Here is a 21,776-nt window from a genome sequence, read left to right as displayed (position 1 = left end):
CCTATTTTACGAGATGATTTCGATGCGCGTACACCGCCGCCTGCGTCCGGTCACTGACATCCAGCTTTGATAAAATATTCGTAATATGTGTTTTGACTGTTTTAATCGTAATAAACAGTTCCTCGCCTATTTCTTTGTTGGTTTTTCCTTCTGCGATCAGGCAGAGTATTTCGAGCTCCCGTTTCGTAAGTGATTCATGCGGGAGCGCGTTTTCACCTGAGTGGCGCAGCCTGGACAATACTTTTCCCGCCACTTTTGATTCCAGCATTGGCTCTCCTTTGCTAGCGGCGCGAATGGCATCGGCGATTTCTGCCGCTTTTGAGGTTTTCAACAGATAGCTGAGCGCGCCAGCTTCAATAACCGGGTACACTTTGTCATCATCAATGAAGCTTGTGAGAACAATTATTTTCGGGTCGGAAAGCTCCCGGCAAATTTGCTTTGTAGCTTCGATGCCATCCATGCCCTCCATGACTAGATCCATTAAAATGACATCGGGCAATAGTTCCGCAGCAAGCCGAACACCTTCACCGCCGTCCGATGCTTCGCCGATGACTTCAATATCTGGCTGCGCCTCCAAAAAAGCCGCGAGCCCCATTCTGACCATTTCATGATCATCAATCAATAATACTCGAATCACGTTCGTTCTCTCCTTTTTCTTCCGGGAAAATCGGGACCTTCACTTCGATTTGTGTGCCTTTTCCTTCTACTGAAATCACTTCGGCGACCCCGCCGATTTCACTCGCACGTTCTTTCATAGAATTCAAGCCGTATGAGGATGCTTTCACCTGGTCCATTTTAAAGCCTTTTCCATTATCAATCACCTTCAGACGGAGCTGACTGTTCTTTATACCGAGAATCACGGTTACTTTTGACGCTTTTGAATGTCTAAATACGTTTGAAAGGGCCTCCTGCACGATTCTGAACAAGTGGTCTTCAACACCCTTGGATATTTTTGTGTCCTGTATATCCCACTCAATATCAAGCGGCTGCTTTTTTCGGAACTCGTCCAAAAGCTCCGTAAGGCCCTCCTTCAGCCCTTTTCCTTCAAGGGTGACAGGCCGTAAATGGAGCAGCAGCGCCCTCATCTCATTTTGGGCTTCGCCTGCCATATGCTCGACCATCTTGATCCGCTTGACTGTTTTATCATCAGCATCCTTGACTTGTTCCAGCACTGCTGATGTCATCATCGATATGGCAAAGAGCTGCTGGCTGACAGCGTCATGAAGGTCTCTGGCCAATCGCTGGCGTTCTTCCGATATGACCGATTTCTTCATTTGCGCCTGCCATTCCGCACGTTCATTGGAAAGCTTCTGCAAGGATGCGACTTGAAGCTCCACGCGCTTCGCCATTTCGTTCAGCTGATCGGCAGCCAGGCCGATTTCATCATCTCCGAGCGGCGGTATCCGATAAGCGAAATTGCCGTTTTCAAAGGTTAAAATCGATTCAATTAATGTATCAACCCTTGTCTTCAATCGGTTGCCGTACATATACCCTGAGGCGAAACCGACCGTCACGCTGATCAGCAGCAAAATTAGGATAAACGGAATTCCGAACCAGCTTGATGACAGCAAAACACGCGGATCGAGCCGGTAGTAAAACATCATAAAGGTAATCAAGCAGGCAAAAAGCAGGAGGCTGATTCCCGTTGTCATGCGGATGGCGCGCCATTGAAGACTGGCAAGCAGTTTTTTTCTCATACGTACTTCACATCCACATCACCGATAAACAAGGAAACGGACACTTTGACCCGGCGCTTTGACTCGCTGAAATCAGTTGACGCGGCATATACCTTCGTGCTTAATCCGCTTTTCTTCGAGCCGATCAGATTGATGTCACCTATAAAAACAGCCGAGCTGACAGCCACTTCAAGGTCCGATGGTACATAAATATCAACGTTTCCAATGACTCCGCTAATGACGATTGCACTCTCTCCCTCGGGAATCATCGCTTTAGATAAATCGATTTTGATATCACCGATAAAACCAGAGACATTTAAATCATTCAGGTCAAACGGCTGCTTCATCATTTGCAGCTCACCGATAAAAAAGCTGCGCATGTCGGGATGTTTTACATCTTTCGGCGGATCATGATGTTCTTTTTTATTAAGGTTGACCCGTTTCTCATTCGGTTCGAATATCGGCTTCCCTTTGACAAGCCTGTAGCCGGCGTAAATCAGAAATGCGGCAAACGCATAGCCGAATAAATTAAAGGTGATGCTGAAGAGGTTTCTCAAAAAAAGAAACGCGGCAAAGATATACATGACGGAGCCAAGCCAATCACGGGAATATTTTTTAAGGAAATAGCCGGCAATCAGAAAAAAGAGCGGCCAAAACAGCAGATCGCCTATTCCGATAATTTGCAAAAACATACTGATGCCGAATAAAGCAATGATAAATCCAAGAAGCTGTTTTTTTGTCATTCCTGGTGTCCGCCTCCTTTCTTTTGCCTAGTGCTACCGAATCGTTACATCCCCGCTATCCGTTTTGATATCGATTGGATGCTGGCCGCTTCCTTGCGAGCCTGTGATGTGATGCTGTTCTTTATGTGCTGTATCAGCAAATGAATACGGCGAACTGACGTCACCGCTCGCTGATTTCGCTTTGACTGTAAAGCTGCCGTTTTTGGGAAGGCTTAGATTGGCATCACCGCTTGTCAGCGTGACAGATACGGGCCCGGTTACCTTTTTCAATACAGCATTAAAATCTCCCGAAGTCATTTTTACATCGAGAGAGCCTGATATATCAGCCAGATTTGCGTCTCCTGAAGCTAAGTCAATGCCGGCTGTTTTGTAATCGGTATTTGAAATGGTGACATCTCCGGATGACCCCTTTACTTTCAGGTCTTGAAGACGGACGTCCGTCACTCTCGTATTTCCGCTCGCAGATACTGCGTTCAGCCTGGAAAGCGCAAGATGGTCATTCCCGGCCACAGACACGTCCCCGCTTGAGGTTCGCACTGTCAGATCACCTTTGTAATCATACGGAAGCCGGACGATAAGAGTCGAACGGTTAAACCCATTCAAAAATTGAAATTCTTTTTCCTTTACGGTCAGCTCCAGTTTTCTTTTGTTTTCAGTAACAAATAACTTTCCCGAGTCTCCTGCAATGCCTGCTGATATGTCATTTCGTTCTTCCGCTATAATCCGGACATCCTTGCTATCGGACTCTATGACCATGCTGTCAATGTCCCGCGGCAACGCGCTGGCTGAATCGGTTTCTGTGCCATTTATGAAACCCAAGCCTGCGGCAAACACGTCTTTTACGACGACGGCGAAAAAGACAAGAATACCGGCAGTGATCAACAGTTTGCCAAGCATTTTTTTCATTCGGTTTCATCCTTCTCATTCATTCTATTATAAAGGAAAAGCTTGCGAATTGATACGTGCGGAAGGGAAGGACTTGACCGCAAATCCTTCCCCGTTCCGCTTATTCATTTGCCGCTTGTGTCTTGTCTGATTTTTGCAGTGAGAGCGCCCGCATTTTTTCAATCTCCGCTTCCACATCATCTGCGAATTCTTTGCGTGTGAGTTCGGTGCTGGCTTCCGCTGACTTTGAATAATTCGCGCGGATTTCCATTTCTTCAATACGATTTTCAATACGTAAAAATTCACGATACGCACTTTCGCTGTCAATTTTGTCAAATGTCGTATTCATATGCTCTTTAGCTTTCGCCGCATTTGCCCGCGCAATCAGCGCCTGTTTTTTATCCTTTACGTCTTGAAGCTTTGTTTCAAGTGCCGCCAGCTGTTCTTTCAGGTCAGCCAGCTGACTGTTAGCCTGTTCATAGAAAACTTTATGCTCTGCCGCCTTCCCTTCTAAATACTTCATTTCAGTCAGCGCTTTTTTCGCCAGTTCTTCTTCACCTGCGTCAAAGGCGAGCTGTGCCTGTTTTTTCCGTTTGCCAGCCACTTCAGCGGCTTCTTCATATTTTTTCTTAAATTGATAGGCAATCGTGTGCTGTTTCACAATTGTTTGCTTTGCTTTTGCAATGTCACTTTCCATATCGCGTACATATTGATTCAGCATTACCTTTGGATTCTCCATTTTATCAAGCCCTTCATGAACTGACGCCACAAACATGTCTCTGATTCTTTTTAATACCATACCTGATTCCTCCTAATATATTGATATTATTTTTTCTTCAAAAATTCTTCCCATTCGTCATCAAAGTGAGATTGGTAGGCAGCTGAAGCCGGTTCAGGCTCAAAAGATGATACACCGTTGTCAGCTGATCCGTTTTTCATCAGCTTCCAGCCGTAATACACCATAGCGGCTGCCAATGCGATTCCGACGATAAACGGAAGTGAGCAGATGAGCATAATGGCTCCGATACCGCCCACGATGATTCCCGTGATGGTTTTTCCTGCGGCAAACCTTTTGACTCCTGCGTATGTCATTAAGCTCCCGATGGCGAGCGGGATGATAAAGCCGAAGCTTCCTCCTCCAAAAAAGACGGAGATCCCAAATACAATTAATAAGAATCCGCCTACTGTTTTTTTGTTTATCTTCATGCAGATCCTCCTTTCGTTTTCCTTGTCTTCATCTTATACAAGTTGGCATTTATGCAAAACGAATCAGAGATTGATTTTCATATAAGACCCGAGTCGTATCTCGCACCGGACCCATCGGCACAAAAAAACGCCATGCACGAGGCATGGCGTTTCAAAAGCCTTTACAGATGAACACTTGCTTCCCTTTCTTTAATCAGGTCGGACCTTTCTGCTTTGGCCAGTTTTGTAAACAGCAAAATTCCGATACCCGCAATAATTTCGACAATCCCTCCGGCAGCGATCACTTTTCCTGAGCCGAAAGCATTTGCGGCATATCCGCAAATGACAGCTCCGGCAGGGATCGAAATATTTGAGATCATATGTATAACGGCGTAAACCTGCGGCTGATCCTCACTATCCACAGAGGTCTGGATAATCGTGTACTCAGGAACATTAACAGCACTGACTGCGGCGCCAAAGGTAAACGCGGCGAAAAACACGAGCGGCAAAAAGGTGTTCATCCCGGTAATAAAGAAAGCAAATCCTTCAATAATGCCGGCAGTGACGAAAAGCAGCCCATACCTGTTTACTTTGACTTTCGCCAGCACAAATCCTAATAAAAATGCGCCTGCGGCGGTGGTGGCCTTTAAAAGCGAGTAAACGATCGGCTGGCCGTTTAAATCTTCCGCAACGTATACGGCTGAGAGCGCTTCCCAAGGGGCAGCCGCGAAATTCATAAAAATACAGTAAATAGCGAGCGGATATAAAATCTGATGCTTTCTGACGAGCCTAAAACCGCGTTTCAGTCTTCCGATATACGTGCCTCTCTGTGTCACAACAGCAGCCTCTGATTGAGACTCAACCGCAGTGTACTTAATAAAAAGAACGAGAAAACCTGACACCAAATAGAGCACAAGTGCGATAAGCATCGTATAAGAAGGGCTGATAAATGTAAGAAAAGCGCCGCATAATGTGACAGCCCCGAGCCGGACAATTTGAGCGGAGGATTGCAGCACAGCGTTTGCTTTTTGAATACCCTGTTCATTTACGATTTGAGGAATTAAAGCGATTGAGGCGGGATTGTAGGCAGCTCCAGTACCAGAATGCACAATCATAAGCGTCATGACAAACCATAGCGGAGAGAAGCCTGCAAAATGACATAGAGGGATAATCAAAACAATTGCTGCCCTTGTCAGATCTGAAAAGTACATCCAAAATTTCAGCGTGCTCTGTTTCATAAATGGCCCTGTCACAGGCGCCAGCACGGCTTCCGGCAAAAAAGTGACAGCAATCAATAAAGCAGTGCCGATCGCACCTTTGCCATCATAAATTAAAAACCATAATATTGAATTAAATGCGAACATATCGCCGGATATCTTGACTATTCTTGAGAAAAACAGATAATTGAAATTTCTCTTCCAGATGCTATCACTTTCAATTAAATTCACCATCCATCAGAGCCCCCCACTGCCTATTTTTTACATCTATTTATTACAATATCTCATTTTTCCATTTTTCAGTCAATAATTCATAAGGTTCATTTTTTGTCGCAAAATGGGAAATTGACAGGGTGAAAAACAAAAAAGCCGGCATGTATATGAACACGCCAGCTCTCACTTTTACTTTTCCGATTCACTGCTGTTTCGGTCCCGAAACACAATAGCGCTTCTTTCATATTCTACATCGCCAATACCGCTTCTTGCATTCACAACCCGTGCAGCGGCAAAGAAATAGTCGGACAGTCGATTGAGATAACGCAGCACTGTTTCATGAATCTCCTCCGATTTCATCAGTGTCACCACTCTTCGTTCTGCCCGCCTTGTAATGGTACGCGCCACATGGAGAAGCGAAGCACCCTTCGATCCGCCTGGAAGAATAAATTTCTTCAGTTCCGGCGTTTCTGCAGTGTAGGCATCAATGCGCGTTTCTAAAAAGGAAACAGATTCTTCCGTTAGCTTATAGTCTTTTCTTTCTGTGACAATTGCCAGATCGCCTCCGCAGTCAAACAGCTCATGCTGGATGGTCAGCAGCTCTGCTGTTAGATCTTCAAAACCGGGCTGCCCAGAAAGCTCTGCCAAAGCAAGCCCGAGAAAGCTGTTAAGCTCGTCAATCGTGCCGTAGCTTTCGACGCGGGGACTATCCTTGTCCGTTCTGCCCCCGATTAAGCCCGTTTGTCCCTTATCGCCTGTTTTTGTATATAGTTTCATACCTGAATCTCCTTTACACAGACTTATTCAAACAGCTCAGCAGCCTCTTTTACACATTCAGCTGTTCTGTTCTTTATCAATTGATTCAGCCGCTGTTCTGTGTTTTCGGATTGCTGAGTTTGGGTCGCGGCGACGAGAATATCACCTGTATCTCGTCTGTCTCCCAGCACTTTCGTCCGTTCTGCTTCGGCAGCCATAAGAGCTTTGATGAAGAATTGATCTGACGCATAGCCATTAATCAAAATCCAAATGGAAAATCCGATCAGAACGCATATGAAAACAGATAACTCTTCATCCTCAAACGTTCGATAAACGAAACGGTCAAGCCTTTCTGAAGATGCGGTCGCACACGTTTCCTCCAGTTGAAAACCGTTCTTTGAAAGATAGGCTGCAAGTCCTTTTATCCGATCTGACTGATCTGGCAGCCGTTTATGGATCAGCGTTCTGCTCCACGAAAACCCTGCACCGATAGGCGTCGAGGATAATGTTCGAAGCGGGATTTCCGTTTGCAGAAGAATATCATCACGCCCCGCTTGGAGCAATGTCTCAAATGGGATAGACTGGCACTTCACGCTGTCTTTTTCAGGCTGAATCACAATCATCGGTTTAGGTGTACTTTGATGAACCAAGGCGGTGACATCTGTATCGTACACCGCCTTTATGCGATGTTCTGTAACAGCATATTCCGGTTTTTGCTTAGGCCCTGCAGTGCCGTTTTTCATAAACATGAGCCCATCACAGTACAGGCTTGCGGTGTTCAAATCATGAAAAACGCTGACAGCTGCCAATCCGCTTTCACTCGTCAAGCGTTTGATCAGATCAAGCAGGTCTTTTTGATAAGCCAGATCGAGAAAATTGGTCGGCTCGTCCAAAAATAAAATACGCGGCTGCTGCGCCAAAGCTTGGGCCAAATACACCCTCTGCTGTTCCCCTCCGCTTAGTTCGCGGACCGGCTTTTGCGCAAAAGCGGCCACTCCTGTTTGCTCCATTGCTTCCTGTACAATGGCTTCATCCTTTTCAGTCTGCTGTCTGAACAGCCCCGTTTGGAATGGATATCTGCCAAAGGCTACAGTTTCTTCGACGGTAAAGGTGAAGGCTTGATCCGTTTTTTGCGGCAGGACGGCCATGATTTGCGCCAGTTCCTTCGGTTTATAGTCCGCCAGCAGTTTTCCGGCCAGATAAAGCCTGCCTTCCTTGGCCGGCAGCGTACCTGTCAGCAAGTGCAAAAGCGTGGTTTTTCCGCTTCCATTAGGGCCAAGAATTCCGAGAAATTCTCCCTTCTCCACTGTTAAGCTGACATTGTTGATTAGGCGGCTGTCGCCATATCCTCCCGACAACCCTTCTGCCTTCATCATAAGCTTCTCCTCCCGCGTTGCTGCCGAATTAAAATAAGAGCGAACACAGGCGCTCCCGCCAAGGACGTAATGATCCCGATCGGCAGTTCAATCGGCTCAATGATCGTTCTGGAAAGCAGATCGGCTAAAACGAGAAACCCTGCCCCGAGCAAGGCGGACAGCGGCAGTAAATGCCGATGGTCCGTTCCCCACAAAAGCCTTGTGATATGCGGAATCACAAGGCCGACAAAGCCAATCGTACCCGATACTGCCACAGCGCTTCCCGTCAAAAGAGATCCGGCTATTAGAATCATCATCTTCCTCTGCTGAACGCTGACTCCAAGAAGCTTTGCTTTATCTTCTCCATATGTCATCACGTTCAGTTCCCTTCCGTTTATAATCAATAAAATGGTTCCCAAAAGAAAAAACGGGAGAAACAAAATAACATAGCTCCAGCCCCTCATTGAGACGCTGCCAAGCAGCCAATGCACAATCGGAAGCAGGTTGTCTCCTGTCAAGGCGATGATAAGAGAAATAAATGCGCCCAAAAAAGAGTTGGTGATGACACCGGTCAAAATGAGGGTGGAAACAGACATCGAAGCATGAACGAGGCGGCTGAAGAAAAGGACCGCCGCCATCGTGGCAAGTGCCGCGGCTACACTCACAACCGGGAGTGTAAACCCTCCGATGACAGGAAGGTGCAGACCTAAGAACAGAGTCACAACAGCTCCGACTGAAGCACCGGATGACACACCTAGCGTATAGGGATCAGCAAGTGGATTTTTCAACAATCCTTGAAAAGCGGCCCCTGCGATAGAAAGAGCCGTCCCCACAAGGGCGGCCAGCACAACTCTCGGCAGTCTGATATTCATCATAATATTAGTGTACATCGGATCATCAGAACCGATAGAGCCGCCGAAGCCTTGATGCCAAAAGACACGAAAAACAGCGGGAATAGGAATATGCAGGCTGCCGCAAGAAATTCCTAAGATGATGCTCACGGCTAAAAATGAGAAACCAATGATATATGCGGCATAACGATTATTCCTTAAACGTATCCGGGTAAATGCTTTCCGCAAGTTCTTCGACCCCTTCGATCAGACGGGGACCGGAACGTGTCACAAGATCAGGGTCCACATCATATACACGATGATGTTTCACAGCATTGATTTCGCTCCAGCCATCGCGTTTTTCCACAGCTTTCGCTTTCACACCGTCCGTTGTAACAATTGCATCAGGATTGAGTTTTACGATCGCCTCGTCTGTCATTTGCACCCAGCCAGTCTGATCCGCCGCTGCGTTTTTAGCATGGATGACATTCAGCATTTCATTCATGAACGTATCTTTTCCGGTTGTATAAATGTCAGGATCGGGAGAAACCTCGATAAATACACTTTTTTCCTCGTCCTTTGAAATGGTTTTCGCTTTTTCTTGAATATCCTTTACATCTGATTTCATGTTTTTCACGAGCTGATCGGCTTGTTTCTCCGCCCCGGCTGCTTCTCCGATCATTTCGATTGATTTGTACACCTCGGAGAATGATTGTGCATCATTGACAGTCAGCACGGTAATGCCCGCGTCCTTCAGCTGTTTAATGGCATCCGCTGATGCTGAAATGGAAGACTCATGGGCCAGAACGAGATCTGGTTTTAGAGAAATGACTTTTTCAACGTTTACATTCATATCTCCGACTTTTTCAACCTTTTTGACTTCCTTTGGATAGGTATCGTTTGTGGTGACACCGACCACTTTGTCACCGAGGCCGAGAGCATATGTAATTTCTGTGTTGCTCGGCATTAATGAAACAATCTTTTTCGGCTCTTTTGTGATGGTTACATCCTGGTTTGACGCATCATCAATGGTGACAGGGAACGCTGCTGTATTTTGTTTTGCCTTGGAATCCTTCTGATCCGCAGAATTGCCGCAGCCTGCCAGCATAACAGCGGCCAGCAGGAGCGCAGTCCATATCCCGGCTCGTTTTTTCATACACTTTTCCTCCTAAAAGAACTAAAAAAAGCATCTCTACGACGGTAAAGATGCTGTAAACAACACAAAAAAGCCTATTGTTTACACATCATCTGTCCTCGCAGAATTCGTGCTGATCAAACAGGCAGGTATCCTGGCTCTTGGCGCTTTGGCCAATTACAGTGGCGGGACCGCACCGGCTTGTACCGGTTTCCCTATTAAGCCGGCTGTTGTCCACGGACCGGCACCTATTTGACATTCGTATCCTTTTTTCGGAGTAATTATACTATATGACTGACAGGCTTGTATATGCGTCCTGAATGACTTTTCCCGTATTGTGTATGGGAGCAAAATCCTCGTAAACACTAAATTTGATCTTGTATACTTAATACCATCATCAATCAAAAGGAATGATTCTTATGAATTTACAGCTAAAAGACAAACTCGTCTTAATCACCGGCTCAACGTCCGGCATCGGGAAAGCCGCCGCAAAAAGCTTTCTGCAAGAGGGTGCGGCAGTCATTGTCAACGGACGCAAACAGGAGACTGTCGATCGCACGGTTGAAGAGCTTTCTGAATACGGAACAGTGCACGGTGCGGCTGCCGATTTGTCAAAGACAGATGAAGCAGCGGCTTTTATTGAAAAAGTAAATGAAATCGGTGACATCGATATCCTTGTCAACAACCTCGGTTTCTTCGAGGTAAAAGACTTTGCCGATGTGACAGATGAAGAGTGGAATCAATATTTCGAAGTGAACGTGATGAGCGCTGTTCGGACAAGCCGGCACTTCCTTCCAAAGATGCTTGCCAAAAACAGCGGCCGCATTTTAAATATTGCAAGTGAAGCAGGCATCAAACCGCTGCCAACGATGATTCCATACTCAATGACAAAAACGGCGCTGATCAGCCTGTCAAGGGGAATGGCTGAAATGACAAAAGGCACGAATGTGACGGTCAACTCAGTGCTTCCGGGGCCTACTTGGACAGAGGGCGTGGCATCCTATATGGAAGGCGCCGCACAAGCAGCCGGCCAGGATACAGATACATTTATCAAAGACTATTTCAAGGTCAATGAGCCGACTTCGCTTATTCAGCGATATGCGACAGCAGAAGAAGTCGCCAACACAATCGTATTCCTCGCGTCTGACGCCGCCTCCGCCATTAACGGCACGGCACAGCGTGTGGAAGGCGGCATTATCCGTTCTCTGTAACATGCAAAAACGCATCCGTCTATCGGATGCGTTTTTTTATACGTCTCCAGCAAATGGTACCGGCTGATATCCGCCTGTTTCCAGTTGTGCTGAAAACAACCCTCCAGCGTGAGGCTGCTCATATCTTTCTTTTTCTGTCATTTGTTCCGTTGCCGTTGTAATGTAAAGGGTTTTTAAGTCTCTGCCGCCAAACGCGCAGCACGTGACATACTTGGCTGGCACGCTGATTGAATTGATTTCTTTTTTCTCAAACGGGTCAATGTGAACAACGCGGCTGCCGCCAAACAGCGCCACCCACAGCATGCCATTTTGGTCGATTGTCATGCCGTCCGGCAATCCGTCTGATTGGTCAAAACGATAGACAGGTTCTGGATTTGAAACATCTCCGCTTTGAGGGTCATAGCTGTAGCGCACAATCTCCTGCGTCGGCGTGTCGATGTAATACATCAAATTCCGCTCGCGGTCCCAATCCAAACCGTTTGAGGTAGAAACTCGATCTTTGATTTTGACAAGACTTCCGTCTAGATTCAAACGGTACAGCGACGCCTGTTTTTGCTCGCCTTCCATGCTCGTCGTCCCCGCCCAAAGCCTTCCGTACGGGTCACATTTAGCATCATTAAATCTCAGGCTCTCATGCATGTCCTTTGGCTGTTTAATTTTCTCCAGGCTGTCATCCCGAAGATGATACAGGTAAAACCCGTCCTTCATCGTCATAATCAGTTCATCCTTTGAATATTTCGCAAGCGCCGTCACAAAGGATTTGAATTTGATTGATCGGTTAATTTTTTCTTCAGGGTCAAAAATGTGGAGCTCGCTCCCCAAGATATCAACCCAATATAAGCGGCCGTTTTCTTCATCCCATAACGGGCCTTCTCCAATCACTGCCCTAGTGTCTGCTTCCAATACTGCATCCATGTGTTACACCTCTTTAGCTTCAGTCTATATATTGTTATTCCCGGCAAAGAGGTGTCCAAACCACTTGATGTTTATTGTTTTTTAAAAAGGATGGTAATGACCGTCCCAATGTCCATTCTGCTGTTCACATGGATCGTTCCGTTATGCAGATGGACAAGCTCCTTGGCAATCGCGAGCCCGAGACCCGTTCCGGCAGTTGAATCTTTTGTGTTCGTCCCTCTGTAGTAACGGTTAAACAAATGGGTAATCGTTTCTTCATCCATTCCTTTCCCATTGTCCTTCACCTTTAAAGAAATATGATTTTTTGTTTGTTCCAGAATGACTTGAATCTCTGTTCCTTTGCCGTTGTGCTTCACGGCATTCCCAAGGAGATTTTCTAATATGCGCCTGAACCACGCTTCATCAAGTGCAAATTCAATATGCTCTTCTTTGGATACAAACGAGATATCATACCCTTCAGAAAACGGATTTTTCTTAAAATCCTCAATGACATTTTTAAAAAACGGGATAAGGCTGGTAAGCCTTCTCTCAATAGGAAGAGCATCATTTTTCAGCCGATACGTTAAATTTAAATCTTCAATCAGCTTGGACATGTATTCAGATTTTTCTCTGACAACCTGCCCCATTTCTTTCACTTCTTCCGGCGACCAGTCATACTGCTTCGACTCGAGCATCATGCTGTAGCCGTAAATGCTGCTGAGCGGTGTTTTTAAGTCATGTGACAAACCGGCAATCCATTCTTCCCTTGTCGCCTGGATTTTTTCCCTGTTTCTTTTATCCCTTCTCAGCGTTTCAGTCAGCTGATCCATTGATTCAAATATCTCACCGAAGAAGCGGTACGGCTGTTTGATTTTCCCCTTTTTATTTTTGCTGACAGGATGGCCTTCCCGGTTTCTGGGTTCCTCAAGCTTCCCTTTTGACAAATTGACCAGCCATCGAATCGTGTGAAAAATCGGCAGCCCGAACCGGAACATATACCAAACGGTCATCCAAATGATATACATGAACAAAACGCCCATAACAAGAAACATCGCTTTTAATACAACCTTCAGGAATGATTTGTTAAACTCCTGATCGGTTACATAGACAGGGTTCGGCACCGTAGCGACCATCCATCTGTCTTTATTGAGAATCTTAACGGAAATTTCCCGCTTATAGTTCCAAGGTTTAGAGCTGTATTTCAGCAGCTCCAGCTGGTTCATCGTTTTTCTTTCGCTTTTTGTGCTGTTGATGCTGTCGAGAATGTTTCCATTGCTGTCTAACAGGTAGATAGCGCCTTTTTTCTGCTTAATATAGTCGATGGTGCTGGACTTATAGTGCGCTAGAGCGTCTATCTTTTGTTCGCGTTTTTCTACGGAAGTCAGGAGCTGTTCACTCTTTGATTTCCAGCCGAACAATAGAAGATACGACTTATCTTCAATATTGATGGCCCAATAATTCAGTTTATAGTTATGAAGCTTTTTGATTTTATAAATAGACAATAGCTCTTTCTTGGTATAGGTGCCCGGCACGTCTTTTGGCACTCCGTAGGAATAATCAGTGTTTCCTTCCGAATCAATGATTTGCATCCAGCCGTGCTGTTTATCGACAGATTTCTTCAGGAAATTATCCACTTCCCATGTCCCGTCTTCGTTTACATCGAGATATGCTTCAAGTGTGTCGGTCGTCGCCTTCGTCAGTCCCGAATTGGATTCCGCATCGCTAAAACGAGCGTCTAAATAGAAAAACGACGCAACAAGCATCACCGTAAGCAGCAGGATCACAATTAGCATCTGCCCGAAAAAGTGAAACAAAAACTTCCATCTTAACCTCATGACCGCTTGCCTTCAGGATTTGGGATAAAACGATAGCCGAGACCTCGAACGGTTACAATATACTCCGGATTGCTCGGATCGCGCTCAATCTTCTCCCTAAGCTTGCGAATATGAACCATGACGGTGTTGTTGTCACCATAGGAAGGGTAGCCCCATACTTTTTCATATATTTGATCCTTGGAAAGCACCACGTTGGGGTGTTCACAAAAATACTGCAAAAGCTGCAGAAGCTGGGCTGAACAAGCAACAGCTTCCCCGCCTACAATCAGCTCGGCATTTTGCGGAGAAAAAGTAAAATAATCATATGTGTAGGTTTGATTTGAACTCGTTTCTTTCGATTGATATGTACGCTTGAGATGCGCTCTGATCCGCGCCGCTAATTCCAGCGGATTAAATGGTTTTGTGATATAATCATCAGCTCCGACCGCAAAGCCCGATAATTTGTCCGCGTCGGATGATCTTGCCGTCAGGAAAAAAATCGGAGCTTCTGAATACTCTCTGATCAGCGTGCAGGCTTCAAAACCGGACATTCCGCCCATCATGACATCCAGCACAATTAAGTCAACCTTATTGGCCTTCACAACAGGAATCGCTTCTTCTGCGCTTGCCGCATCCAGTATATTTCGATAACCTTCTTTTTCGAGAACGCGTTTGATCATGTCCACAATCGCTTTCTCATCGTCTACGATTAAAATTGACGCATTTTCCACTTTTATGTTCCTTTCTGTCACTGTTTTTTTCATCTTATCATTATATCGTTTATTTATGGTACATTTTTGAATACATTGGAGCTTGGCAAATCAAAACAGCAAAAAAGGAGCAAACAAGCGCTCCCTTTTGATGTTTTTTTATATGAAAATATTATGAGTTCTCATCTACCATGTACAAAATAAACTCCCAAAATCCCGGGACATCCTGACACAAAAGCATATCAGCCTTTTCAAACATTTTGATCTTCAGCTCTTGCTCTAAATCTTCTCTTTCTTGATAGGACGTATTGCTGAGTTTTTTTCTGATCATCGGTGAAAAGCATGCAATCAGGTGCTCAATGTCAAAAGTCTCGTCATTTTGTTTCTTTTTTTGTTCAAACTGGCCGTTCACAGCTTACTTTTCCCCCTTTTTTTGCGCCGCTAGCTGCTTTCTGATATTCTCCAGTCCCTTTTTATGAATGTTGGAAATGTTTTGCCGGGACTCCCCTAATGAATCTGCAATCTCCTGCATCGTGGCACCCTGAAGATACACTTTCGTCAGCACGCTTTTTTGTTTGTCAGTCAGATTCTGAATCGCTTGGTAGAGCTGATAATCCTGAACATGCTGACTCAAATCATGCTGCCGGTCTAAAAACTCTTCAAATGCATCGCTTCCTGTTTCGGAAGGAAGTCGATCTCCTGCCTCCGGATGATCAACCGTCAGCGGATACCGTTTTTGATTTTTGCGAACCCGCTTATCAAAATCAATAGAAAAGATGCGAATCATTGAATTCATATACTTGACGATGCGGATTTCTTTATAAAACTGCTTAAATAGCTCGTCCAATGATTTTGCATCTTTTTCGTTAGGGCTTTCCATTACGTTTTTGAACAAACGGTAATGCTGAGGATTGCTCAAAAAATGCTTCACGATGGGATGCTTCATTATCTCCTTACATTTTGACCGTAAAAGACTTTGATAGTCCATCAAACCGCCTCCCTACTAAATTAAATGAAGGAAAGCAAAAAAAAGTAAACTACTACTTTCCGACTAGTGTCTTCCAAAATACTTTGCAGCAGTTTACGTTTTATCGGATTTCCTTCACTTACATACATGACTGCAGAAAAAGAAAGGAGGTATTTTCCTATGGATCAGGTTTTTATAGAGGAAGTCGTAAAACAAATCGGCAATTTGGGATTTCCTGCGCTGATTGCAATGTACCTGCTGACCCGATTTGAAAAGAAGTTTGATCAACTCATAGAACTAATGACAGAACTGAAAGATCATGCAAAAAAATAATTTTTCAATCAAAGTTGACTTTTCACTGATTTTTTTCACTTAACAAAACAGAAGGGAAAACGAAAGGCCTTTCACCTTCTCTTTCTGCTATCACAATTAAATCTAAGGAGGAAACATTTCATGAAAAAACAAAATGACATTCCGCAGCCAATTAGAGGAGACAAAGGAGCAACGGTAAAAATCCCCCGCAATATTGAAAGAGACCGGCAAAACCCTGATATGCTTGTTCCGCCTGAAACCGATCATGGCACCGTCAGCAATATGAAGTTTTCGTTCTCTGACACTCATAACCGATTAGAAAAAGGCGGATATGCCCGTGAAGTGACAGTACGTGAACTGCCGATTTCAGAAAACCTTGCATCTGTAAATATGCGACTGAAGCCAGGCGCCATTCGCGAGCTGCACTGGCATAAAGAAGCAGAATGGGCTTATATGATTTACGGAAGCGCAAGAGTCACAATTGTTGATGAAAAAGGGCGCAGCTTTATTGATGATGTAGGTGAAGGTGACCTTTGGTACTTCCCGTCAGGCCTGCCGCACTCTATCCAAGCGCTGGATGAGGGGGCTGAATTCCTGCTTGTGTTTGACGATGGATCATTCTCAGAAAACAGCACTTTCCAGCTGACAGATTGGCTTGCCCACACTCCAAAAGAAGTGATTGCTGCGAACTTCGGCGTGACAAAAGAAGAGATTGCTAATTTGCCAGGCAAAGAAAAATATATATTTGAAAACCAACTCCCTGGCAGCTTAAAAGATGACATTGTGGAAGGGCCAAACGGCGAAGTTCCTTATCCATTTACTTACCGCCTTCTTGAACAAGAGCCGATTGAATCTGAGGGAGGAAAAGTATACATTGCAGATTCGACAAACTTCAAGGTGTCTAAAACCATCGCATCAGCGCTCGTAACAGTAGAACCCGGCGCCATGAGAGAGCTGCACTGGCATCCGAATACACACGAATGGCAATACTACATCTCCGGTAAAGCAAGAATGACCGTCTTTGCATCTGACGGCCATGCCAGAACGTTTAACTACCAAGCCGGTGATGTCGGATATGTACCATTTGCAATGGGTCATTACGTTGAAAACATTGGGGATGAACCGCTTGTCTTTTTAGAAATCTTCAAAGACGACCATTATGCCGATGTATCTTTAAACCAATGGCTTGCTATGCTTCCTGAAACATTTGTTCAAGCGCACCTTGACTTAGGCAAAGATTTTACTGATGTGCTTTCAAAAGAGAAGCACCCAGTTGTGAAAAAGAAATGCAGTAAATAATAGACTTACAGCTTGCAGAGAGCACTCGTTCTCTGCAAGCCTTCATAAGGAGCTGAACCTGTGAAACATCAAACGTCTTCAAAACTTTTATTGCGGCTCTCCATCAAATACTTGCTGGCCGCAGCAGCAGTGGTGTTGACCTATTTTGCTGTCATCTATATATTATTTTCTTTAGCGGGAACGAGCTATCGCTCAGCAGCTCACGTCCTGCTTTTTGCTGTGTTATTTCTTATCCTTGGGCTATTCCTAGAACCATTTGAACGCCTGATGATACATAGTTTTACATTTTTCAAGACAGACAAACGCTTATTCATTCTCCTAGCAGGCATCGTCCAGCTTCTGTTTTTATGGATGACTGCTCATACAACAGACGAAATGATCAGCGACATCTGGCTGTCTACCACTGAAGAAATGATCATCGCAGCCGTATTTTTGATTTTAGACAAATGCAACTCAGCACTTCCCAGCTAAAAAAAGAACGCATTCCAATTGGATGCGTTCTTTTTATTCATAGCGCAGCGCGTCTACAGGCTGAAGCTTCGATGCCTTGATGGACGGAAGCAAGCCGAAGATAATGCCGACTGCCATTGAAAAGATGAGTGCTCCGACAACAGCTGGAATGGAGACGATAAAAGGCATGGGAAAAATGACCGTCAGCAGCTTGGCGATGCCGAAGCCCGCCAGCACACCGAGTATTCCGCCAATGCTTGTCAGCACGACAGCCTCGGTTAAAAATTGAAATAAAATCACACGCCGCTTAGCACCGAGCGCTTTCTTAATTCCGATTTCTCTCGTGCGCTCCGTTACGGAAACGAGCATAATGTTCATGACGCCGATACCGCCCACCAAAAGTGAAATACTGGCGATTCCGCCAAGCAGCAATGCAAATGACTGATTAAAGGACTCTACTTCCTGCGCGATCTCCTGAAGATCCATTACACTGTACTCTGCTTTCTCCAACTCAGCTTCTGACAGTCCCTGATTTAAAAGATCCGCAGCCATTACACCCGCTTCTTGGATATGCTCAGAAGAGTCAGCCTGCACGGCAATCTGGGTTGGCGCGTCAAATCCTTCAATAAGCGGCCACACTTTTTTCGGCACGTACAAAACCGGATTTGCATATTCGCCTTCAAACATGCTTTCCTGCTGATTTTTTTCTTTAAAAACACCGACGACCTTAAACGGCACACCATTCATTTCAATGCTTTTATGCAGAGCGTCTCCTTCTGGAAACAGTTCATCTCTGACAGCTTCATTGATCATCACCACTTGGTGAGTGGTGTTTAATTCGTTTTCCGCCAGCTTTCTCCCTTCGGTTATTCGGATTGGGAACATATCGAAGTAATCATCGTCCACTCCGTACACTTGGGGATACGAAACGTTTGTTAAATGAAAAACGCTTGCGCCTTCTGACATGTAATATAAGGATAATCCTTTAACAATAGGATCAGATTTGATCTCCTTTACTGTATCTTCCGCTACAGGCGGCGCGGATGTATACGATACCTGAGGGCCGCCCTCCTCTTCACCGCCAGACGGCTGGTAGACAACGTTGATCGCGTTGTTTCCCATGCCGATCATACTTTGCTTTAATTGCTCACTTTGGCCCTTTAGCATTGAAACAATCGCGATGATTGCCGCTATGCCGATGATCACGCCGAGCATTGTCAGAATGGATCTTAATTTATGAGAGAAAATGGATTGAAAGGAGATTCGAATATGTTCAAGCATGGCTGATATCCCCTCTCTCATCTAATACCAACTCTCCGTCTCTGATAAAAACGGTTCTGTCAGCTTTTTTGGCGACGTCCGGGTCGTGGGTTATCATAATAATGGTCTTGCCTTCCCGATGAAGTTCGGAAAACAGTGACAAAATTTGTTCACTTGATTTGGTATCAAGCGCCCCGGTCGGTTCATCAGCTAAAATAAACCTCGGCTGATTGACAAGGGCTCTCGCTATCGCCACCCGCTGCTTTTGACCGCCGGACAGCTTAGGTGGTTTGTAGGAGACCCTGTCTTTTAATCCGACCTTTTCCAGCGCTTCATATGCCCGTTGCCTTCTCTCTTTTTTCTTCACTTTATTGTAAATCATCGGCAGCTCAACATTTTGCAGCGCGGTGAGACGCGGCAGCAAATGAAAAGTTTGAAACACAAACCCAATTGATTCGTTGCGAATTTCGGCTAAAGCTCCGTCTTTCCCTTTCAATATATCGATCTGATCAAGCGTATATGTTCCCGAGGTTGGCCTATCCAAACAGCCGATAATATTCATTAACGTTGACTTTCCAGAACCGGAAGGCCCCATAATAGCCAAAAACTCCCCTGCCTGGACGGTCAGATTGATATGTTTCAAGATTGGAACTTCTTCTTTTCCCAGCTTGTACGATTTCGAAATATTATTCAGTGTCAGCATTGACTGTAACCTGCTTTCCTTCCTTGACCGCGGGATCAGGGTAGATTACATAATCTTCCGGCGTCAGGCCGCTCTTAATTTCCACCATGTCATTTTCATCAGTCTCGCCGATTTCAACAGGCTGCTTAACCGCTTTCTGCTTCTCATCAGCTTTCCACACATACGGTTCGCCGTCATCCTGAATGACCATGTCGGACGGCAGCTTGATCGTATCCGCATCAGCATCATCACTCACCACTTCGATGTTGACATGATAGCCGACTTCAAGACCTTTATGGCTGTCTAATAAAATGGTGAAAGGATAGTTAGAGGACTGAGGATTCATTTCTTCATCAGAAAAGCTTTCTGATTCTTCACCCTCGCCTGCTCCCGCTGGAAGCTTGCCAATCGAGGTGACCTTTCCTTTCCACTCGCCCTCACCGCCTGTTTTCAGTGTGACCTTGACTTTGCTGCCTTTTTTGATCGTGTCCATTAACAGCTCGTTGATTTGACTCTTGACTAGATATTTGCCTGTCGAAACAATCTGGATATACGGGCCTGTTGCCTGGTCGCCTGTTGCCCCGTCAGCGATATCCTGATTGACACTTTGGACGATTCCGTCATGTTTGCTTGTAATGACATTGGAACCTTTGTTTTTCGTCAGGCCAGCCAGTTCTTTTTGATGCTGTTTCAGTTCGAGCTGGCTTGTTTTCAAATCGAAATTGGCTTGGTCAATTTCATCTTGAAGCTGGGCTTTCTCTTCTTTCCCTGCCGCTTTCAGCTTCTTTTCCGTTTCTGTTATTGATTTTTGCAAACGGCTGATGTGCAAAGTTGTCATTTCGATTTGCAAGTTAGCCTGCTCTATTTCATCAGAGTGATCCTCACCCTCATACTCAAAAAGCTTATCGCCCTTTTTAACCTGATCGCCTTCTTTGACGTATGTTTTTTTAATACTGCCTTTTTCTGAATCTATGTATACTTTCTGCTGTTTTTCAGGTTCAACCTTTCCAGAAAACGTTTGGCCTGATTCTGAATCTCCTCCCATGTATACCGCTACCGATTCAGCATAGGGCTCCGATGATACGGCAATTTGGTTCATGTGAGTAAAAAAGTAAAAACCGCCAGCGCCGATCCCAGCCAATACAAGCACACCGGCACATATCGCACCGCCAATAAGCCATTTTTTCTTCTTGGACACAACGATCTCCTCTTTCTGTAAACATTGTAATATTTTCGAAACATTCTAACCAATATTATCTATTAATTCAAAAAGACTTGCAATCTTTTTATTGAAATGACGGAATCAAATAGAAAAATTGTATTTTCAAAGCCGAATAAAAAAAATCCCGGCTTCGAACCGGGATTTTTTCATACAGTAACTAGCTCTTTTTCATTTTTAATCAAGTCATAGGTCAAGCATACAGGTTTATTTGTACGGGGATCAGTCACGATTTCAGCATCAATCTGAAATACCCGCTTCAAAATATCCGGTGTCATGACCTCAAGTGCAGTACCTTCCTTGATGACCGTGCCTTTTTTGAGCGCGATCATATAATGGGAAAAACGAGCTGCGTGGTTCAGGTCATGAATGACCATTAAAATCGTCCGCCCCTGCTCTTTGTTGAGTCTGTCAAGCAGCTGCAGAATTTCGAGCTGGTGTGCAAGATCAAGATACGTCGTAGGTTCATCCAGCAGCAGCAGCTCCGTCCCTTGCGCAAGCGCCATGGCAATCCACACGCGTTGACGCTGTCCGCCTGACAATGCCTCAATCGGCCGTTCAGCAAATTCAGCCATGCCTGTTTCTTCAAGCGCCCATTTGATAATCCGGCGGTCTTCGTCATTTAATCTGCCGAATCCTGATTGATGCGGAAACCTGCCGTACGACACCAATTCGTGCACCGTTAGGCCGCTCGGCGCTTCAGGTGTCTGTGGCAGAATCGCCATATCTTTCGCAATGTCTTTTGTAGACATTTTATGAATCGCTTTGCCGTTTAAATAGACGGCCCCTGCATGCGAACGCATAATTCTGGACATTGTTTTTAAAATCGTTGATTTCCCGCAGCCGTTCGGGCCAATTAAGGTGGTAATTTTCCCTTTAGGAATCGATATATTTAAATCCTTTACAATCACCCTGTCGCCATAACCGATTCCAAGCTGTTCCGTTGATAATGAATTCATATTC

The 21,776-nt window shown here is 45.2% G+C and carries 24 protein-coding genes and 1 riboswitch; of the genes, 4 read left to right on the top strand and 20 right to left on the bottom strand.

Translation table 11 applies throughout. From position 1 onward, the window contains the following. Nucleotide 1: 1 nt before the first annotated feature. The 11 genes from liaR to QA442_RS05135 all read right to left on the bottom strand — a co-directional run bounded on the left by liaR (nucleotide 2) and on the right by QA442_RS05135 (nucleotide 10,016). On the bottom strand, nucleotides 2–637 hold the full coding sequence (liaR, locus tag QA442_RS05185; protein ID WP_040081859.1) for a two-component system response regulator LiaR: 636 nt from the start codon (nucleotides 635–637) through the stop codon (nucleotides 2–4). Then, entirely contained in the window at nucleotides 615–1,697 is a 1,083-nt protein-coding gene (gene liaS / locus QA442_RS05180) for a two-component system sensor histidine kinase LiaS (RefSeq protein WP_095431866.1), read from the bottom strand. The genes liaR and liaS overlap by 23 nt, the downstream gene beginning before the upstream one ends. Then, nucleotides 1,694–2,419: a cell wall-active antibiotics response protein LiaF gene (gene liaF / locus QA442_RS05175; protein ID WP_095431867.1), complete on the bottom strand. Its 726-nt coding sequence runs from the start codon at nucleotides 2,417–2,419 to the stop codon at nucleotides 1,694–1,696. Before liaF ends, liaS begins: the two co-directional genes overlap by 4 nt. Before the next feature lie 33 nt (nucleotides 2,420–2,452). Beyond that, nucleotides 2,453–3,325: a LiaG family protein gene (liaG, locus tag QA442_RS05170; RefSeq protein WP_095431868.1), complete on the bottom strand. Its 873-nt coding sequence runs from the start codon at nucleotides 3,323–3,325 to the stop codon at nucleotides 2,453–2,455. A 100-nt stretch (nucleotides 3,326–3,425) separates the two neighbouring features. Further along, nucleotides 3,426–4,103: a stress responsive protein LiaH gene (gene liaH, locus QA442_RS05165; RefSeq protein WP_095431869.1), complete on the bottom strand. Its 678-nt coding sequence runs from the start codon at nucleotides 4,101–4,103 to the stop codon at nucleotides 3,426–3,428. 26 nt (nucleotides 4,104–4,129) lie between these two features. Next, nucleotides 4,130–4,510 (bottom strand): cell envelope stress-induced membrane anchor protein LiaI, encoded by a 381-nt coding sequence (liaI, locus tag QA442_RS05160; protein ID WP_095431870.1) that lies wholly within the window; start codon nucleotides 4,508–4,510, stop codon nucleotides 4,130–4,132. Nucleotides 4,511–4,671: 161 nt separating this feature from the next. Then, a complete protein-coding gene (locus tag QA442_RS05155) occupies nucleotides 4,672–5,940 on the bottom strand; it encodes an MFS transporter (RefSeq protein ID WP_095431871.1) in 1,269 nt (422 codons plus the stop codon). 168 nt (nucleotides 5,941–6,108) lie between these two features. Next, nucleotides 6,109–6,696 carry a cob(I)yrinic acid a,c-diamide adenosyltransferase gene (locus tag QA442_RS05150; protein WP_095431872.1) on the bottom strand — a complete coding sequence of 196 codons (588 nt, stop codon included), beginning with the start codon at nucleotides 6,694–6,696 and terminating at the stop codon, nucleotides 6,109–6,111. Between the two features lie 23 nt (nucleotides 6,697–6,719). After that, entirely contained in the window at nucleotides 6,720–8,048 is a 1,329-nt protein-coding gene (locus QA442_RS05145) for an ABC transporter ATP-binding protein (RefSeq protein WP_095432024.1), read from the bottom strand. Then, nucleotides 8,048–9,109 (bottom strand): FecCD family ABC transporter permease, encoded by a 1,062-nt coding sequence (locus tag QA442_RS05140; RefSeq protein ID WP_095431873.1) that lies wholly within the window; start codon nucleotides 9,107–9,109, stop codon nucleotides 8,048–8,050. Before QA442_RS05140 ends, QA442_RS05145 begins: the two co-directional genes overlap by 1 nt. Further along, the gene (locus QA442_RS05135) at nucleotides 9,072–10,016 is read right to left on the bottom strand and encodes an ABC transporter substrate-binding protein (RefSeq protein WP_095431874.1); all 945 of its coding nucleotides are present in this window, start codon (nucleotides 10,014–10,016) and stop codon (nucleotides 9,072–9,074) included. Before QA442_RS05135 ends, QA442_RS05140 begins: the two co-directional genes overlap by 38 nt. 106 nt (nucleotides 10,017–10,122) lie before the next feature. Next, nucleotides 10,123–10,262: riboswitch (cobalamin riboswitch) on the bottom strand. Between the two features lie 152 nt (nucleotides 10,263–10,414). On the opposite strand from QA442_RS05135, the gene QA442_RS05130 reads away from it, so the two are divergent. Then, nucleotides 10,415–11,206 carry an SDR family NAD(P)-dependent oxidoreductase gene (locus QA442_RS05130; protein ID WP_095431875.1) on the top strand — a complete coding sequence of 264 codons (792 nt, stop codon included), beginning with the start codon at nucleotides 10,415–10,417 and terminating at the stop codon, nucleotides 11,204–11,206. A gap of 36 nt (nucleotides 11,207–11,242) precedes the next feature. Here the strand turns inward: QA442_RS05130 and QA442_RS05125 are convergent, their stop codons facing one another. From QA442_RS05125 to sigO, 5 genes are all read right to left on the bottom strand, one after another. Further along, entirely contained in the window at nucleotides 11,243–12,121 is an 879-nt protein-coding gene (locus QA442_RS05125; protein ID WP_095431876.1) for an SMP-30/gluconolactonase/LRE family protein, read from the bottom strand. Nucleotides 12,122–12,192: 71 nt separating this feature from the next. After that, nucleotides 12,193–13,935, bottom strand: a complete 1,743-nt coding sequence (yvrG, locus tag QA442_RS05120; protein WP_095431877.1) for a two-component system sensor histidine kinase YvrG — start codon at nucleotides 13,933–13,935, stop codon at nucleotides 12,193–12,195. Further along, nucleotides 13,932–14,645, bottom strand: a complete 714-nt coding sequence (yvrH, locus tag QA442_RS05115) for a two-component system response regulator YvrH (protein ID WP_041521425.1) — start codon at nucleotides 14,643–14,645, stop codon at nucleotides 13,932–13,934. Before yvrH ends, yvrG begins: the two co-directional genes overlap by 4 nt. A 151-nt stretch (nucleotides 14,646–14,796) precedes the next feature. Next, nucleotides 14,797–15,036 (bottom strand): sigma-O factor regulator RsoA, encoded by a 240-nt coding sequence (rsoA, locus tag QA442_RS05110; protein ID WP_014665355.1) that lies wholly within the window; start codon nucleotides 15,034–15,036, stop codon nucleotides 14,797–14,799. A 3-nt stretch (nucleotides 15,037–15,039) separates the two neighbouring features. Then, entirely contained in the window at nucleotides 15,040–15,570 is a 531-nt protein-coding gene (sigO, locus tag QA442_RS05105) for an RNA polymerase sigma factor SigO (protein WP_095432025.1), read from the bottom strand. Nucleotides 15,571–15,771: 201 nt separating this feature from the next. On the opposite strand from sigO, the gene QA442_RS05100 reads away from it, so the two are divergent. From QA442_RS05100 to QA442_RS05090, 3 genes are all read left to right on the top strand, one after another. Next, the gene (locus tag QA442_RS05100) at nucleotides 15,772–15,924 is read left to right on the top strand and encodes a YvrJ family protein (RefSeq protein WP_003244090.1); all 153 of its coding nucleotides are present in this window, start codon (nucleotides 15,772–15,774) and stop codon (nucleotides 15,922–15,924) included. A 120-nt stretch (nucleotides 15,925–16,044) separates the two neighbouring features. Next, nucleotides 16,045–17,202 carry an oxalate decarboxylase gene (gene oxdC / locus QA442_RS05095; protein ID WP_014477958.1) on the top strand — a complete coding sequence of 386 codons (1,158 nt, stop codon included), beginning with the start codon at nucleotides 16,045–16,047 and terminating at the stop codon, nucleotides 17,200–17,202. A 60-nt stretch (nucleotides 17,203–17,262) separates the two neighbouring features. Further along, nucleotides 17,263–17,673: an acid stress-sensitive anti sigma factor RsiO gene (locus tag QA442_RS05090; RefSeq protein ID WP_014665358.1), complete on the top strand. Its 411-nt coding sequence runs from the start codon at nucleotides 17,263–17,265 to the stop codon at nucleotides 17,671–17,673. Between the two features lie 33 nt (nucleotides 17,674–17,706). Here the strand turns inward: QA442_RS05090 and QA442_RS05085 are convergent, their stop codons facing one another. From QA442_RS05085 to QA442_RS05070, 4 genes are all read right to left on the bottom strand, one after another. Further along, complete coding sequence (locus QA442_RS05085; RefSeq protein WP_095431878.1) at nucleotides 17,707–18,933, bottom strand: ABC transporter permease; 1,227 nt, start codon at nucleotides 18,931–18,933, stop codon at nucleotides 17,707–17,709. Further along, nucleotides 18,926–19,615, bottom strand: coding sequence for an ABC transporter ATP-binding protein (locus tag QA442_RS05080; protein ID WP_014480848.1), 690 nt, complete (start codon nucleotides 19,613–19,615; stop codon nucleotides 18,926–18,928). The genes QA442_RS05085 and QA442_RS05080 overlap by 8 nt, the downstream gene beginning before the upstream one ends. Then, on the bottom strand, nucleotides 19,599–20,792 hold the full coding sequence (locus QA442_RS05075) for an efflux RND transporter periplasmic adaptor subunit (protein ID WP_095431879.1): 1,194 nt from the start codon (nucleotides 20,790–20,792) through the stop codon (nucleotides 19,599–19,601). The genes QA442_RS05080 and QA442_RS05075 overlap by 17 nt, the downstream gene beginning before the upstream one ends. Before the next feature lie 170 nt (nucleotides 20,793–20,962). After that, nucleotides 20,963–21,772 carry an ABC transporter ATP-binding protein gene (locus QA442_RS05070; RefSeq protein ID WP_095431880.1) on the bottom strand — a complete coding sequence of 270 codons (810 nt, stop codon included), beginning with the start codon at nucleotides 21,770–21,772 and terminating at the stop codon, nucleotides 20,963–20,965. Nucleotides 21,773–21,776: the final 4 nt, after the last annotated feature.

This window comes from Bacillus stercoris, from assembly GCF_029772985.1.
In the GTDB taxonomy this organism is placed as follows: domain Bacteria; phylum Bacillota; class Bacilli; order Bacillales; family Bacillaceae; genus Bacillus; species Bacillus stercoris.
Note: the sequence above shows the minus strand (reverse complement) of the source record. Positions and strands in the feature narration are given on the sequence as shown.